The 12,264-nt window shown below is 41.1% G+C and carries 12 protein-coding genes; 5 read left to right on the forward strand and 7 right to left on the reverse strand.

The genetic code is table 11. The features are described from left to right. Positions 1-182 precede the first annotated feature (182 nt). The 7 genes from prmA to acuI form a co-directional block, all read right to left on the reverse strand. Entirely contained in the window at positions 183-1,064 is an 882-nt protein-coding gene (gene prmA / locus GWI97_RS02455) for a 50S ribosomal protein L11 methyltransferase (RefSeq protein WP_036933102.1), read from the reverse strand. A gap of 24 nt (positions 1,065-1,088) precedes the next feature. Further along, positions 1,089-2,534: a sodium/pantothenate symporter gene (gene panF, locus GWI97_RS02460; RefSeq protein ID WP_036938694.1), complete on the reverse strand. Its 1,446-nt coding sequence runs from the start codon at positions 2,532-2,534 to the stop codon at positions 1,089-1,091. Continuing rightward, positions 2,524-2,772, reverse strand: a complete 249-nt coding sequence (locus tag GWI97_RS02465; RefSeq protein ID WP_036933100.1) for a YhdT family protein — start codon at positions 2,770-2,772, stop codon at positions 2,524-2,526. The genes panF and GWI97_RS02465 overlap by 11 nt, the downstream gene beginning before the upstream one ends. A gap of 272 nt (positions 2,773-3,044) precedes the next feature. Then, positions 3,045-4,394, reverse strand: a complete 1,350-nt coding sequence (gene accC / locus GWI97_RS02470) for an acetyl-CoA carboxylase biotin carboxylase subunit (RefSeq protein ID WP_036933098.1) — start codon at positions 4,392-4,394, stop codon at positions 3,045-3,047. Positions 4,395-4,406: 12 nt separating this feature from the next. Next, positions 4,407-4,877 (reverse strand): acetyl-CoA carboxylase biotin carboxyl carrier protein, encoded by a 471-nt coding sequence (gene accB, locus GWI97_RS02475; protein ID WP_036933097.1) that lies wholly within the window; start codon positions 4,875-4,877, stop codon positions 4,407-4,409. A gap of 33 nt (positions 4,878-4,910) precedes the next feature. Then, positions 4,911-5,354, reverse strand: coding sequence for a type II 3-dehydroquinate dehydratase (gene aroQ, locus GWI97_RS02480; RefSeq protein WP_006535378.1), 444 nt, complete (start codon positions 5,352-5,354; stop codon positions 4,911-4,913). A 430-nt stretch (positions 5,355-5,784) separates the two neighbouring features. Next, positions 5,785-6,759 carry an acrylyl-CoA reductase (NADPH) gene (acuI, locus tag GWI97_RS02485; RefSeq protein WP_036933096.1) on the reverse strand — a complete coding sequence of 325 codons (975 nt, stop codon included), beginning with the start codon at positions 6,757-6,759 and terminating at the stop codon, positions 5,785-5,787. 687 nt (positions 6,760-7,446) lie between these two features. Here acuI and mreB point away from each other — a divergent pair. The 5 genes from mreB (at position 7,447) to rng (ending at position 12,221) form a co-directional block, all read left to right on the forward strand. Continuing rightward, a complete protein-coding gene (gene mreB / locus GWI97_RS02490) occupies positions 7,447-8,490 on the forward strand; it encodes a rod shape-determining protein MreB (protein ID WP_023582893.1) in 1,044 nt (347 codons plus the stop codon). A gap of 91 nt (positions 8,491-8,581) precedes the next feature. Continuing rightward, complete coding sequence (gene mreC, locus GWI97_RS02495) at positions 8,582-9,622, forward strand: rod shape-determining protein MreC (RefSeq protein WP_036933095.1); 1,041 nt, start codon at positions 8,582-8,584, stop codon at positions 9,620-9,622. Between the two features lie 5 nt (positions 9,623-9,627). Continuing rightward, a complete protein-coding gene (mreD, locus tag GWI97_RS02500) occupies positions 9,628-10,116 on the forward strand; it encodes a rod shape-determining protein MreD (protein ID WP_036933094.1) in 489 nt (162 codons plus the stop codon). Between the two features lie 51 nt (positions 10,117-10,167). Continuing rightward, the gene (locus GWI97_RS02505; RefSeq protein WP_036933092.1) at positions 10,168-10,755 is read left to right on the forward strand and encodes a Maf family protein; all 588 of its coding nucleotides are present in this window, start codon (positions 10,168-10,170) and stop codon (positions 10,753-10,755) included. Further along, positions 10,752-12,221 (forward strand): ribonuclease G, encoded by a 1,470-nt coding sequence (rng, locus tag GWI97_RS02510; protein ID WP_036933091.1) that lies wholly within the window; start codon positions 10,752-10,754, stop codon positions 12,219-12,221. The genes GWI97_RS02505 and rng overlap by 4 nt, the downstream gene beginning before the upstream one ends. The last annotated feature ends 43 nt before the right edge of the window (positions 12,222-12,264 follow it).

The raw sequence follows: 12,264 nt of genomic DNA on the forward strand, positions 1-12,264 counted from the left end.
GTTAATAAAAACAATGTATTACATATTTTTAATAATTTAAAATTTGATGATACAGAATTGATAAACAAGCGAAACTAAGTAAAGTTTATCAGGCAAAAATGTGATTAATGCCTGATAAACAATAATTAAGTGAAATTTTAACGTATTGAGATTATCTCGATTTGGTTAATATTTAAACACTGTTATTTTTTCATACCGGTAATACGACACCATTCTTCTTTTTCAGCCACTGGATCTAAATGAAATAATTCTTCATAGGCAGCAGCAACACCGTCGGCCTGTGTCGCTAATACGCCAGAAAGGCCAAGATGCCCTCCTTGGCGAGGCAGTGTACTGATAACTGGTGCGAGTTCACGCAGTGGACCCGCTAAAATATTTGCCACGACAACATCAGCACTGAGATTATCGGGCTGGTCTTTTGCAAGATACAGTGTGAGTGCGTCAGATACACCATTACGTTGTGCATTATCACGGCTTGCTTGGATGGCTTGCGGATCGATATCAATACCAATCGCTTTTGTTGCACCTAGCTTCAAGGCCGCAATCGCTAAAATCCCAGAGCCACAACCAAAGTCAATAACCGTTTTACCTTCTAAATCTAAGCCATCAAGCCACTGAAGGCATAATGAGGTTGTAGGGTGGGTACCTGTACCAAACGCAAGACCAGGGTCTAGCATGACGTTGACAGCGTTAGGATCAGGTACTTCTCGCCAGCTTGGGCAAATCCATAAACGTTCACCAAAGCGCATAGGGTGGAAATTATCCATCCATTCACGCTCCCAATCTTTGTCTTCAAGTTGTTCAATTTTGTGCAGGAAGCCTTGACCTAGCAGTGGCGTATTTTCTAGCATAGCCACAACGATTTTCATGTCAGTTTCTGCATCATATAAACCGATAACATCAGTATCACCCCATAGACGAGTTTCACCCGGCAAAGGTTCAAAGATAGGTGTATCGTGACTATCTTGGAATGTCACTGAAACGGCACCGCTTTCAACTAACTCATCACCAATAGCTTCTGCATTAGTGGCGGTTGCATTAAGTCTTAATTGTATCCAAGGCATAATTAATCTCTTTAAAAAACGAATTCACTGTAATGATGCTGATTGTGGCAGAGTATGCTCTCCAAATCGATTAGCAACAAGAAATGCCACTAAACTGAATAACAGTGACGGAACAATAGGGTGGAATCCTGCGATTTGAATATTAAATGTGGCGAGAGTTGCATAGAGTGTGGCACCTGTGATCATACCCGCAATCGCGCCATAACGATTCGCTTTATCCCAATAAAGACCAAGAACTAAAGGCCATAAGAACACTGCCTGTAAACCACCGAAAGCAAGTAAATTAAGCCAGATTATCATTGATGGTGGGTCCCATGCAGCAAACAGCAGTAATACACCTAAAATTAAGGTCGAAAGACTGGATAAACGGGCTATACGCTTTTCATTTGTGATCGCGTGAGGGGCAAGATTAAGATAAAGATCTTTGACCAAAGTTGCTGATGATTGTAAAAGCTGAGCGTTAATCGTTGACATAATGGCAGCCATAGGGGCCGCAAGGAAAATACCAGCAGCAAAAGGCGGTAATACATCAACCATTAATGTTGGGATCACCTGATCGGGAACGGTAAGATTAGGAATGAGCGCCCGACCCAATGCACCCGCAAAGTGCATACCAAACATTAAGAGAGACATCACGATAGTGCCAATGATGATCCCTTTGTGCATGGCTTTACTGTCTTTATAAGAGATGCAACGTACCGCAGTATGCGGCAAGCCTATTACACCAAAACAGACCAGCACCCAGAATGAAGCCATAAAAGGCCCCGTTAGAATGCCATCTGCACCTTGAGGTGAGGTTAATGCAGGATCGATGGCATTGAGTTTTTGTATCGCAACATCCAAGCCACCTGCTTTATAGATAATGGCAACCAACAGGATAAAGGTGCCAAGTAGCATCACAAGGCCTTGTAAAGCATCGTTTAATACGCTGGCTCTAAATCCACCGATTGCGGTATACAGTGCAATGGAGATCCCAAAAATAAGCAAACCAAACTCATAAGGGATACCAGCTGCGGTTTCTAATAAACGTGCGCCTCCGATAAACTGTACTGTCATGGCACCAACAAAGGCAACTAATAGACTTAAGCTGGCAAACCAAACAAGAAAACGACTTTTGTAACGTGCATATAGCATGTCATTTAAGGTTACGGCATTATAACGGCGGGCTAAAATGGCAAACTTTTTCCCCAAGACCCCTAGAGAAAGCCAAATTGCAGGTAGCTGGATCATTGAGAGTAATACCCAACCGATACCGTATTTATAAGCAGCGCCAGGCCCACCAATAAAAGAACTCGCACTGACGTAAGTGGCGGTAATGGTCATGGCTAACACAAAGCCTCCCATTGACCGATTACCTAAAAAATATTCATTGAGAAACTCGCCTTTTTCGCGTTTACGATAGGCGTATGCTGAGAGGAGAAAAACCAGCAAAAGGTAGCCAACCAATGGCACAATAACCTCAATTTGCATCGTCATGCTTATCTCCTAATGGCATATCTTTGAAGAAGTAACGCACCATCAAATAGCACAGCAAAAAAAACAAAACAGGCAAAAATAAACATGAAAGCTCAAACCAAATAGGTAAACCTGTAATGCCAAGTGTGTTATCCGGTAAATAGGCGGTAACCAACCAACCCAACAAATAGATAAAAGTTAAAATAAGGGCTAAAAGGGCTTCTTTGTGGGCCTGAACAAAACGTTTGTCCATCTGTTCTCCCAATTTTAATAGGGTTAAAAATGAATGGATGGATTGTACGGGAAAGTGAGTATTGATTCAGTGAAAAATTAGTCATAAGGTCACTGATGAATTCTAAAAATAATTATCTTATTGTTTTTAAAGGAATTATAACCTTGTCTCTGTTGAGTGTTATGAGAGAAATAAAACTCTCTAAAGGGTTTCCGATTAAATACTCATCAGAAGATCAGCAATAAAAAAGGCATAGTGATTAAACTATGCCTTTTCTGGTTAAGTGAGGAGGATTACTTCTCAGTTAAACCTAAACGCTTTTCAAGGTAGTGAATATTTGTACCACCTTTTTGGAATTGCTCATCATTCATAATGAACTGGTGCAGTTCAATATTGGTTTTGATACCGTCAATGATAAGTTCTGCCAGGGCATTTTTCATCCGAGAGATCGCGATTTCGCGTGTTTCACCGTAAGTGATCAATTTACCAATCATTGAATCATAGTGAGGCGGAACAGTATAACCTGCGTAAATATGCGATTCCCAACGTACGCCAAATCCACCCGGTGAGTGGAAGCGAGTGATCGTTCCAGGGCTCGGCATGAATGTTTTTGGATCTTCTGCGTTGATACGGCATTCTACAGCATGACCATGAACGTTAACTTGCTCTTGTGTTACTGATAAAGGTAAGCCAGATGCAATACGTAACTGTTCTTTAATTAAGTCGATGCCAGTGATCATCTCAGTTACTGGATGTTCTACCTGAATACGGGTGTTCATCTCAATAAAGTAGAATTCACCATTTTCATACAGGAATTCGAAGGTACCCGCACCGCGATAGCCGATTTCAATACAGGCGTTCGCACAGCGTTCACCAATATTTTTACGAATTTCAGGAGTGATACCTGGTGCTGGTGCTTCTTCAACCACTTTTTGGTGACGGCGTTGCATTGAACAATCACGTTCAGCCAAATAGATAGCATTACCTTGACCATCAGCCATGACTTGAATTTCGATATGGCGTGGGTTTTCAAGGTATTTTTCCATGTATACCATGTCGTTGCTAAATGCGGCTTTTGCTTCCGCACGCGTCATTGTAATGGATTGTTCCAGATCTTTTTCAGAACGAACAACCCGCATACCACGTCCACCACCGCCACCAGAGGCTTTGATGATAACTGGGTAGCCAATACGTTTAGCAATTTCGATATTTTTTGCCGAGTCGTTACCTAAAGGACCATCTGATCCTGGTACACAAGGAACACCTGCTTTTTTCATCGCTTCGATAGCCGAAACTTTGTCACCCATAAGGCGGATGGTTTCAGCTTTTGGACCGATAAAAATAAAGCCAGAGCGTTCAACTTGCTCTGCAAAATCAGCATTTTCAGATAGGAAGCCGTATCCTGGATGGATAGCTTGTGCGCCACTGATCTCTGCTGCTGCAATGATTGCAGGGATATTTAGGTAACTTTTTGCTGAAGCAGCGGGACCAATACAGATAGTCTCGTCTGCCAGCAGAACGTGTTTTAAATCACGGTCTGCCGTGGAGTGAACTGCAACTGCTTTGATCCCAAGCTCTTTACATGCTCTTAGGATACGCAGTGCTATCTCACCACGGTTGGCAATGAGGATTTTTTCTAGCATGGACCTGCCTCGTTATTCGATAACAAAGAGTGGAGCGTCAAACTCAACGTTGTCGCCATCTTGGCAAAGGATAGATTTAACAACACCCGCTTTGTCAGATTCAATCTGGTTCATCATTTTCATTGCTTCAACGATGCACAGAGTATCGCCGACATTGACTTGCTGACCGACTTCAACAAATTTCTTAGCTTCAGGGCTTGGTGAGCGATAGAACGTTCCGACCATTGGTGAATGAACAACGTGACCGCTAATTTCTTGCGTTGGTGTAGCTGCTGGTGTTTCTGGCGCTACAGGCGCAACTGCATTTGCTAATGCAGGTTGAGGTGCCGCTGGTGCCGCAAAATATTGCTGAGGAGCCATTTGACCTTGTAGGCCAGAGTTACGACTAATACGTACTGACTCTTCACCTTCAGAAATTTCCAGTTCAGAAATGCCAGACTCTTCGACTAGCTCGATCAGTTTTTTAATTTTACGAATATCCATGAGTTGATTCCGTACTCTTTTTGATGTTTTTTATTAAGACAAGCGGCTGACCGCTGCCTGTAAAGCAAACCGATAACCTTCTGCACCTAATCCACAGATTACGCCTGTTGCGATATCAGAGAGATATGAATGGTGGCGGAAAGGCTCTCGACTGTAGACATTGGATAGGTGAATTTCAATAAATGGAATATTCACCCCTAATAATGCATCACGCAGCGCAACACTGGTATGCGTGAAAGCGGCTGGGTTGATTAATATGTAATCGACATTTCCCCGAGCTGCATGAATTTTATTTATCAGCTCAAATTCAGCATTCGACTGAAAATGGCTGAGTTTCACATTTAATGCCTGAGCATCTGCTGACAAACTTTGAACGATATCATCCAGAGTTAAGTGTCCGTAGGTTTCCGGCTCTCTTGTTCCAAGCAGGTTTAAATTCGGACCATTCAGGAGCAAAATATGAAAATTTTCCGACATTATGCTTCTATCTCCGTCAATTCGTCAACGAAATGACAAAATAACCTGTGCTTTTCGTTTTGTCATCTTTTATTGTATCCAATGTTACGATACATATCACAAAGTCCGACATTATAGACATTTCACAGAAGATAACAGCAAAATACTGGTCTAATCAGGGAAGGAAGGGTTTATTTTGATGAAAAGTTAAAAGTTTTTACGGGATTGTAAACGTCTGAAAGTGAAATAAACAAGCGATTAAAAAATAATCATAACATCACGTTATTTATTGATGTCACTGGAAATCTGTGCTTCTTTGAGATAGATCCTCAATATATGTTGCAAATGTGATCTGCGTCACAAATTAACATCCATTTCACACGAAAAGAAGTTTATTCTGGCATTAAATGAGGTGAATTAATGCCAGAAATAAGCAGATAAAATCTCTAAATTAGAGCTTTACTAAGGTTCTTCCTGTGACTTGATTATCCATAATCATTTGGGCATAACGTGGAACTTCATCAAGTGCGATTTCTGTCATCGCCTGTTGATAGAACGTTTCTGGCAGTAATTTCAGTAAACGTTGCCAAACTTGGGCACGTTTTTCTGCAGGGAAATAAACAGAATCGACACCCTGCAAGCGAACATTACGTAAAATAAAAGGCATCACGGTTGTTGGTAAAGAGAAACCTCCCGCTAACCCACAAGCCGCTACTGTTCCGTTATAGTTTGTTTGTGACAGAATATTGGCAAGAATTTGCCCACCTACGGTATCAATTGCACCTGCCCAGCGTTGCTTATCTAAAGCTCTTCCCGCGGGTTCAAATTCTTCACGAGTGATAATATTTTTGGCACCAAGTTTGCGTAAATAGTCATGATTACTTGCTCTGCCACTTAGTGCGGTAACTTGATAACCTAATGCTGTTAGTAAACTAATGGCGGTACTTCCGACACCACCGCTGGCTCCAGTGACTAAAATATCACCACTTTCAGGAGTGACACCGCCTTGCTCTAGTGCCATTACACAAAGCATCGCGGTAAAACCCGCAGTCCCAATTATCATGGCATTTTTTAAAGAAAGCCCTTCAGGTACAGCGGTGAGCCAATCACCTTTTACACCTGCTTTTTGAGCAAGGCCTCCCCAGTGATTTTCACCTACTCCCCAGCCGGTTAATAAAACATGTTGGCCAATATGAAAACGAGGATCTTCACTATGATGAACGACACCTGAAAAATCGATACCTGGAACCATTGGGAGTTGGCGCAATATTTTTCCTTTTCCAGTGATCGCTAATCCATCTTTATAATTGAGTGTAGAGTAATGGATATCGACAATAACTTCATGAATAGGCAGTTTTTTTTCATCGATATCTTGCACATTGGCATTGAGTTTATCGTCTTGCTGTTCAACTATTAATGCTTTCATCTTGACCCCTTATCGATTTCTATTTGTTTCATGATAAGTGATTTTTTAGATCTCGTCGTGATTGCGCACAATATCTATTGTAATAATGAGACAAATAATCCTTTTTTAGTGTATAAACGGGGATTCTACGTTTATTGGTACAGAGATTATTCTGAGTTTTATATCTTGGTTATTAGATAATACCGTTAATGTTTGATGATGGGATAAAATAAGCATTTCCCTTTGTGACTCGAAATAAAGATAATGCATTGTTTTTGAAGTATTCGAGGTGGGTACTTTGATTATTTTCTCCGTCAAGTTTTGTCGGTGAAACACTATTTAATATCAATAGAGACAGAGTGCTTATTTAAATGAATAAATTTTATTTGAACTTGCAGTGATGCTTTTGAGTCACAGTTTGGCAACGAAGTGAGATTTTTCTTTATTGATATAAGCGTTGTTTGTATTGTTACATAAGTTAAATATGAATAGCGTAGGATTGAAATTATGCGTTAATCGTTCTAATTAGCCCATTTTTATGCAGTTTTTTTCTGCTCCAATTGGGAAAAGTAACGTAGAATATTGTGCCTTTATGATTATTTACGTGTCCACTTTAATCTAAGTAGTGAATCGCGCCTTGTCGCTGCTTATTGTGGTTGATAGAGTAGACGGATTTTTCCGTCCCGGCTTGCAGGATTATCCTTTCGTATGTTTAAAAAATTTCGTGGCATGTTTTCCAACGATTTGTCTATTGACTTGGGTACCGCCAATACCCTTATTTATGTCAAAGGGCAGGGTATTGTTCTCGATGAACCCTCCGTTGTCGCTATTCGTCAAGATCGCGCTGGCACATCAAAAAGTGTTGCTGCTGTAGGGCATGAAGCCAAACAGATGTTAGGGCGTACACCTGGGAATATCGCTGCTATCCGTCCAATGAAGGACGGTGTGATTGCTGATTTTTATGTAACCGAAAAAATGCTTCAGCACTTCATAAAACAGGTTCATAACAATAGCTTTATGCGTCCAAGTCCTCGTGTATTGGTTTGTGTTCCTGTTGGGGCAACTCAAGTAGAACGTAGAGCTATTCGTGAATCTGCATTAAGCGCGGGTGCTCGCGAAGTATTTTTAATTGAAGAGCCTATGTCTGCGGCAATTGGTGCAGGTTTACCTGTTTCTGAAGCAACAGGCTCAATGGTGGTTGATATCGGTGGTGGTACAACAGAAGTTGCAGTTATTTCATTGAATGGTGTGGTTTACTCCTCTTCTGTCCGTATCGGAGGGGACCGTTTTGATGAAGCCATCATTAACTATGTGCGTCGTAACTATGGTTCACTGATTGGTGAAGCAACTGCTGAGCGTATTAAGCACGATATTGGTTCTGCTTATCCTTCCGATGAAGTTAATGAAATTGAAGTTCGTGGTCGTAACCTTGCAGAAGGTGTACCTCGTAGCTTTACATTAAACTCTAATGAAATCCTTGAGGCATTACAGGAGCCATTAACGGGTATCGTCAGCGCGGTTATGGTTGCATTAGAGCAATGTCCGCCAGAATTGGCGTCTGATATTTCAGAGCGAGGCATGGTATTAACGGGAGGCGGTGCGTTATTACGTAACCTTGACCGTTTGTTAATGGAAGAAACTGGTATTCCTGTAATTGTTGCTGAAGATCCATTGACTTGTGTTGCGCGTGGCGGTGGTAAAGCATTAGAAATGATCGATATGCACGGTGGCGATCTGTTTAGCGAAGATTGAGATTAATTCTAACAAGGGAGAATGGATTCCCCCTTGGTGAGAATATTAACACCTGTTCTTTTACTTCTCCGTGTGAGTGATCTTAGAGTTTATGAAGCCAATTTTTAGTCGGGGCCCTTCCCTGCAACTAAGATTAATAATCGCCGTGGTTATTGCTATCTCTTTATTGATTGCTGATAACCGTATTGGTGCATTTTCTAAAGTCCGCCAGTATCTTGATACTGCTGTTAGTCCCTTCTATTTTCTTGCAAATGGTCCACGTCGTTTTCTTGATCAAATTTCTGAAACGTTTGCAACACGTGAGCGTTTACAATTTGAAAATCAGGCTTTGAGAAAAGAGTTGTTAGTTCGCAGTGGCGAAAGCCAATTATTAGAGCAATTTAAGCAAGAGAATGCCCGTTTACGAGAATTACTTGGTTCACCTCTTCGTCAAAATGAACAAATGACAGTTACACAAGTTTTATCTGGTAATAGTACGCCTTATCGAGATCAAGTGGTTATTGATAAAGGAACCAATGATGGCGTCTATGAAGGACAACCTGTTATTAGTGATAAAGGCGTGGTAGGTCAAGTCATTGCCGTAAGTGAGCTCACGAGTCGAGTACTATTAATTTGTGATACTTCTCATGCATTACCAGTACAAGTTTTACGCAATGATATTCGTGTGATTGCTTCTGGTGCGGGGTGTGCTGATGATTTATTGCTAGAAGCTTTACCTGCTAATATTGATATTCGTGTAGGTGATGTTTTAGTAACATCGGGACTTGGTGGACGTTTTCCTGAAGGATATCCAGTTGGTGTTGTTGCTTCTGTTAAGGTTGATAATCAACGCGCTTACTCTGTGATTAATGTTCGTCCTTCTGCTGAATTACAACGTTTACGTTATTTACTTTTATTATGGAATGCATCAGATAAAACTGGAGAACCTCCGTTGCCTTCAGAGGTGTATCACGCGGCGAATGAGCGTTTAATGCAACTGATGCCACAAGTTCTTCCTAATTATGAACAAGCGGGGCCTCCGCTCCCTCGTTCTATGTCTCAAGAGCCATTAGAGAATACGCCAGAGGCAAGTAACAAGAATCCACCGCCGGTCTCAACACCTGCTACACCTAGTACAACAAGAAGTAGGTAACCTCGATGAATCCTTATCAAAGTCGTGGACGTTGGATTGTTTGGCTCTCTTTTCTTATCGCATTAGTTTTACAAATTATGCCATGGCCAGAACAATTAGAAGTGTATCGACCTATTTGGCCAATGTTGTTTCTAATTTATTGGATAACGGCTATTCCTCATCGTGTCAGTGTCGGAACTGCATTTGTATTAGGTATGATTATGGACCTAGTCCAAGGAACGACCTTGGGTGTTAATGCGTTGGCCTATACGTTAGTGAGTTATGTGATTGCTTTCAAATATCAGCTTTTTTGTAATTTAGCTTTGTGGCAACAAGCACTGGTGGTGATGTTAAGTGTTGTCGTTGTCGATCTCGCTGTATTTTGGGCAGAATTTTTACTTTCACCCGTGACTTTTCACCCTCAAGTATTCTGGAATAGCCCAGTCAGTGGTATTCTTTGGCCATGGCTTTATTTTTTACTTCGCAAAGTCCGTCACCAGTTTTCAGTTCACTAAGTTAATTGGCTCATGGCGGCTTTTTGCGTTACCGTCATGAGGATATTATCTGTGACCACGCTTTATCTTGCATCCAGCTCACCAAGAAGACGTGAACTTCTCGCGTTATTAGATGTTGAATTTAGTATTATCACACCGGCTATTGATGAAATTTGGCAACAAGGTGAAACACCAGAAGATTATGTCCTTCGTTTGGCGAAAGAAAAATCACAAGAAGGTGTGCGACAAGCACCCTATGATTATCCTGTTTTAGGCTCTGATACCATTGTGGTTTATGATGGTCATATTCTTGAAAAACCGCGTGATAAAGCCCATGCAGCACAAATCTTACGCTCGCTTTCAGGTGCAACTCATCAAGTGATGACGGCAATTGCGGTCTCTGATAGCACACATACATTGAGTCAATTAGTTGTCACGCACGTCACTTTTAGAAAGATGACAGAGGGTGAGATTAGCGCGTATATTGAGTCAGGAGAGCCAATGGATAAAGCTGGTGCTTACGGTATTCAAGGAAAAGGAGGCCGTTTCGTTCAACGGATTGAGGGGAGTTATCATGCTGTTGTCGGATTGCCACTTGTTGAAACCGAAGCATTGATAGCTCAATTTTCGTCTCTAGCTAATGAGAAGGATATTTCATGACAGCAGAGTTATTAGTGAATGTGACGCCATCTGAAACTCGTGTTGCTTATATTCGCGGAGGCATACTTCAAGAAATTCATGTCGAAAGAGAAGCGAAACGAGGTATCGTCGGAAACATCTACAAAGGTCGGGTAAGTCGCGTATTACCCGGGATGCAAGCTGCATTTATTGACATCGGGCTAGATAAAGCCGCTTTTCTACATGCTTCTGATATTATGCCTCACACTGAATGTATTGCAGGTGAAGAGCAGAAGAAATTTAATGTTCGTGATATTGCGCAATTAGTCCATCAAGGCCAAGATTTAATTGTACAAGTGGTTAAGGATCCTCTCGGAACCAAAGGTGCCCGACTGACCACCGATATTACGTTACCTTCTCGTTACTTAGTTTTTATGCCTGGAGCCTCTCATGTGGGAGTTTCTCAACGAATTGATAGTGAAGAAGAACGTGAACGCTTAAAACAATTGGTTGAAGAATATTGCGATGAAAATGGTGGTTTTATTATTCGTACTGCCGCTGAAGGAGTAGGTGAGCACGAAATTAAACAAGATGCCGCTTTTCTTAAACGCTTATGGAATAAAATTATTGAGCGCAAGAAAAGAAATAAAACCCGCATTCAAATTTATGGTGAGTTGGCTTTAGCACAACGTATTTTACGTGACTTTGCTGGTTCTGAATTAGATAGCATACGTGTTGATTCTAAATTAACGTATCATCAACTACAGGAATTTATTGGTGAATATATTCCTGAGTTAACTGCTAAGCTTGAATTGCATCAAGGGAACCAACCTATTTTTGATCTCTATGGTGTTGAAAATGAAATTCAACGAGCTTTAGAGCGTAAAGTGGAATTGAAGTCAGGCGGTTATCTGATTATTGATCAAACTGAGGCAATGACCACTATTGATATCAATACGGGAGCATTTGTTGGTCATCGAAATTTAGAAGAAACCATTTTTAATACTAATATTGAAGCAAGCCAAGCTATTGCTCGACAATTACGGTTACGTAATTTAGGTGGCATCATTATTATTGACTTTATTGATATGAATAATGATGAACATAAACGCAGGGTGTTGGCATCGCTTGAACAAGCACTAAGTAAAGATAGGGTGAAAACAACAATTAACGGTTTTTCTCAACTCGGCTTAGTGGAAATGACACGTAAAAGAACACGAGAAAGCCTTGAACATGTGCTTTGTGATGATTGCCCAACTTGTCAAGGACGAGGTACGGTAAAATCAGTCGAAACAGTCTGCTATGAAATTTTGCGTGAAATAGTGCGTGTACATAAAACAATTGATGCGGATAGATTCCTAGTTTATGCCTCTACAGCAGTTGCTGAAGCCTTAAAAGGTGATGAATCTCATGCATTAGCTGAGGTTGAAATTTTCGTGGGTAAACAAGTAAAAGTGCAAACTGAGCTACTTTATAGTCAGGAGCAATTTGATGTGGTGATGATGTAATGGATTCGCCTTCCTAATGAATATGATGGCAGAAAGGAGACAA

Source organism: Proteus sp. G2300, from assembly GCF_009915965.1.
GTDB lineage: Bacteria > Pseudomonadota > Gammaproteobacteria > Enterobacterales > Enterobacteriaceae > Proteus > Proteus vulgaris.

Coding starts and splice junctions, on each gene's coding strand:
- GWI97_RS02465 (WP_036933100.1), bottom strand. CDS start 2,772: ATGGACAAACGTTTTGTTCAGGCCCACAAAGAAGCCCTTTTAGCCCTT.
- acuI (WP_036933096.1), bottom strand. CDS start 6,759: ATGAAAGCATTAATAGTTGAACAGCAAGACGATAAACTCAATGCCAAT.
- mreD (WP_036933094.1), top strand. CDS start 9,628: ATGAATCCTTATCAAAGTCGTGGACGTTGGATTGTTTGGCTCTCTTTT.
- accC (WP_036933098.1), bottom strand. CDS start 4,394: ATGCTAGAAAAAATCCTCATTGCCAACCGTGGTGAGATAGCACTGCGT.
- aroQ (WP_006535378.1), bottom strand. CDS start 5,354: ATGTCGGAAAATTTTCATATTTTGCTCCTGAATGGTCCGAATTTAAAC.
- rng (WP_036933091.1), top strand. CDS start 10,752: ATGACAGCAGAGTTATTAGTGAATGTGACGCCATCTGAAACTCGTGTT.
- accB (WP_036933097.1), bottom strand. CDS start 4,877: ATGGATATTCGTAAAATTAAAAAACTGATCGAGCTAGTCGAAGAGTCT.
- prmA (WP_036933102.1), bottom strand. CDS start 1,064: ATGCCTTGGATACAATTAAGACTTAATGCAACCGCCACTAATGCAGAA.
- mreB (WP_023582893.1), top strand. CDS start 7,447: ATGTTTAAAAAATTTCGTGGCATGTTTTCCAACGATTTGTCTATTGAC.
- panF (WP_036938694.1), bottom strand. CDS start 2,534: ATGCAAATTGAGGTTATTGTGCCATTGGTTGGCTACCTTTTGCTGGTT.
- mreC (WP_036933095.1), top strand. CDS start 8,582: ATGAAGCCAATTTTTAGTCGGGGCCCTTCCCTGCAACTAAGATTAATA.